Raw genomic sequence first — 2,932 nt, 5'->3', positions numbered from 1 at the left:
TCGGTCTAGGGAAATGGCTCTTGGGAGAGAGCCGTGCGCTAAAAGTTGGCATTAACGTAGGCTTATTCAGCCGTACTCCTTAAGCGTAGTCGAGTACATGTGTTTCGCCAACTTGGCAATAGAACTAATTAATTACGGTTGTAAACTAATCTGAATGGCGAAAACTCAAACCTATTACTAGTAATAGTAATCATTTGAAAAATACGGGTTAATATTGGTGAGTCTCACAATCTCAGGTTTAATTTTGACACAATGACATTGCACGCTGCTGGAAAGGCGCCAAACTCATCTTCTGCCCAGGGTTGTTACTGTCATCTAACAACAAAATATCTAACGGCTTCGCTAATACAAGGCCAGATTTCATCTGCTCGGTAGCAATATCATTGAGGGGATATTGCGCTAACGTACTCGGGTTAATCACAAATAAAGCATTACCTGGGCGGCATTCCAGCATCACTTCTTCCCGGGTAAATGCCCATTGCTTACCAAATTCAAATTTACTGACCGTCACTATCTTTCCAGCAGCAATAGCGTTAATTGATAGCATCAGCAACGATAACGTCAGCACAAAACCTTTCATCTTAATTATCCTCAATTAATTGATTGCTTAGATTTTCTCGCATCCAAATGCTCCAATGCAAGCTCAGTAGCAATATCTGTTACTTATAGCTTTACCCTATACCGGTGCCATAGTGGCAAAAACACTGACTAAGAGTAATACCGCTACACCGAGAATAATTTCCACACAACTATTTACCACTAGCCAATAGTGAGCTTTAGCGGGTAATTGCTTAAGCAATGGAACGATGAGATAACGATTAATCAGTGCAACAATAATCATAAACATCACCAATATCACTTTGCAGAGCAGAAGTATCTGATAAGTAGATGTCAGCGTCAGCGCGGTATCGCCCAGTATAATGATGCTGTTAATAACACCACTCGCCAGTACCAATACTACGGCCAGATGTCCCCAGCTTGAGAATCGAATCAACGTAGTGATTGCTTCACGTTTGACATCATTATTGCGGGTATAAACGAGGCAAATCAGCAGCGCTGGCAAGCAACCCAGCCAGTAACCCGCACTGAGCAGATGTATGATTTGATTAGTTTGGTGAATCCATCCCACTACTCCGGCATGCATCGCCGCATGCCCGGTAAAAGCAAGACTCGCGAGTAACAGCGTTGAGCAGCCCGCTATCAGTCGATAGTTGCTACGAGTTGAACCCAGCAACACTATCCACATAATCAAAATGGATAAACCCATATGCCATTGCCACACCTGGCCGAAGCGTGTACCAAATACCGACCACCAAACGGTCAATCGATAAGTATCAGCCCAACCATCACCCATCATTCCAGCCTGAACGGCTAAAAGCCCCACGGCAGAAATAAGCCCCAGAAAAGTACTGAAGATAAGTAGAGGTGACAGACGGTTTTTGAGTATTGAAGAGAATCGATCTGGTGCTAATACAGCGGTGAATATACTGATGCCAAACATCAGCATCACCGCCAGAAAATGCAAGAAGCGACACAGAACGAATAGAGCCGCCAGAGACATATTATTTCACAGTGAAGCTGTATGTGCCTTTGGTTTTATGACCATCGACAGACACCACGTGCCATGAAACATTATATTTCCCTGCCGTTAATGCATGATCAATAGGCAAAATCAACTGTGTGTTATTCACCGGATCCAATTTTAACGCACCAGTTTTCACTACATTGTTATCAGGCCCGGTAACTTTCACGTCACTGAAATTGAGTTCAATACCTTCAGAGAAACCCAGCGTCACTGCTTCTGGTGCTGAACCGATAGTGGTATCGGCAGCCGGCGACTCTATCTTCAGGTGTGCGTGAGCCAGAGCTTGCTGGCTAGATAGCCCAACAAACAACACAATAAGCGCCGAAAGCATGCGGCAAGAAGAACGGACTTTGCGAATAAACATAGTATCCCTTAATCAATGGGGAAAAGAATCAATCTGCTACCAACCATATCCTATATTGGCAGCGCGAACCCCTATCACTTCCAGTCAATTGCACTACCTGTGAGATAGCACACAAAACAAAACGCCAAATTCTGAGTGGTGATTGAAATATCACCAATAATTGGGCAGCAATTCAACTCACTGCCTTGTCGTTATTGCAAATGATAACGATTTGAATATGGCAAGTCGAGAAACCATAGCTAAACAATATGCAATTAGCACGAAAACAATAAGATGGAGGGAGTTGTGTAGCTAAGTTAGCGGGGGGAAAACGAAAATCGCAGTTCCTGATTCTGTTGATCGAGAATCAAAAACTGCGTCAATCACTCTAACAATACAGTTTAAGCTTGAACGTGGCTTTGGGCCGCCATTGTTTTCAGATCTTTATCAACGAAGAACAATGAATTACCGCTGTTACCCACCAAGGCCAGTTTATCAAGAATGGATTTGAACAGTTTTTCTTCTTCATGCTGCTCAGCCACATACCATTGCAGGAAATTGAACGTGGAATAATCGTGGTTTTCCATTGCTGCATGAGCGAGTTCATTAATTTGAGTAGTAATAAGCTGCTCATGCTCGTAAGTCTGCTTGAATACATCAGCCAGAGAAGCAAAATCAATTGGTGGGGCGCTGATCGTACCCAAAACCGGCATAGAGCCTGTTCCGCTGAGATATTCGAACAAACGCTGCATGTGTTGCATCTCTTCTTGAGAATGCTCTTTTAAAAATGCCGCAGCACCTTCAAAACCTTTATCGCTGCACCAGGCACTCATTTGCAGGTAAAGATTCGCAGAGTAAAATTCCAGATTAAGCTGCTCATTGAGCTTTTTTGCCATTTCTGTTTTCAACATAATAATTCCCTTATTTTTATAATGCAGGTAAGTGACGATTATTTTTCGTATTATGCCAAGATAAATACAAAATAAGAACACCCCATTTACAAT

4 protein-coding genes are annotated in these 2,932 nt (G+C 42.8%); all 4 read right to left on the bottom strand.

Going from position 1 to position 2,932, the window contains the following annotated elements; all coding sequences use genetic code 11:
• Window positions 1-238: 238 nt before the first annotated feature.
• On the bottom strand, window positions 239-580 hold the full coding sequence (locus tag V1952_RS20995; protein WP_193784646.1) for a YebY family protein: 342 nt from the start codon (window positions 578-580) through the stop codon (window positions 239-241).
• 96 nt (window positions 581-676) lie between these two features.
• Window positions 677-1,561, bottom strand: a complete 885-nt coding sequence (gene copD, locus V1952_RS20990; RefSeq protein WP_372559199.1) for a copper homeostasis membrane protein CopD — start codon at window positions 1,559-1,561, stop codon at window positions 677-679.
• A 1-nt stretch (window position 1,562) separates the two neighbouring features.
• Entirely contained in the window at window positions 1,563-1,949 is a 387-nt protein-coding gene (gene yobA / locus V1952_RS20985; RefSeq protein ID WP_372559200.1) for a CopC domain-containing protein YobA, read from the bottom strand.
• 380 nt (window positions 1,950-2,329) lie between these two features.
• Entirely contained in the window at window positions 2,330-2,839 is a 510-nt protein-coding gene (gene ftnA / locus V1952_RS20980) for a non-heme ferritin (protein ID WP_083158609.1), read from the bottom strand.
• Between the last annotated feature and the right edge of the window lie 93 nt (window positions 2,840-2,932).

This window comes from Yersinia sp. 2542 StPb PI (genome assembly GCF_048593855.1).
GTDB classification, from domain to species: Bacteria; Pseudomonadota; Gammaproteobacteria; order Enterobacterales; family Enterobacteriaceae; genus Yersinia; species Yersinia enterocolitica_E.
Note: the sequence above shows the minus strand (reverse complement) of the source record. Positions and strands in the feature narration are given on the sequence as shown.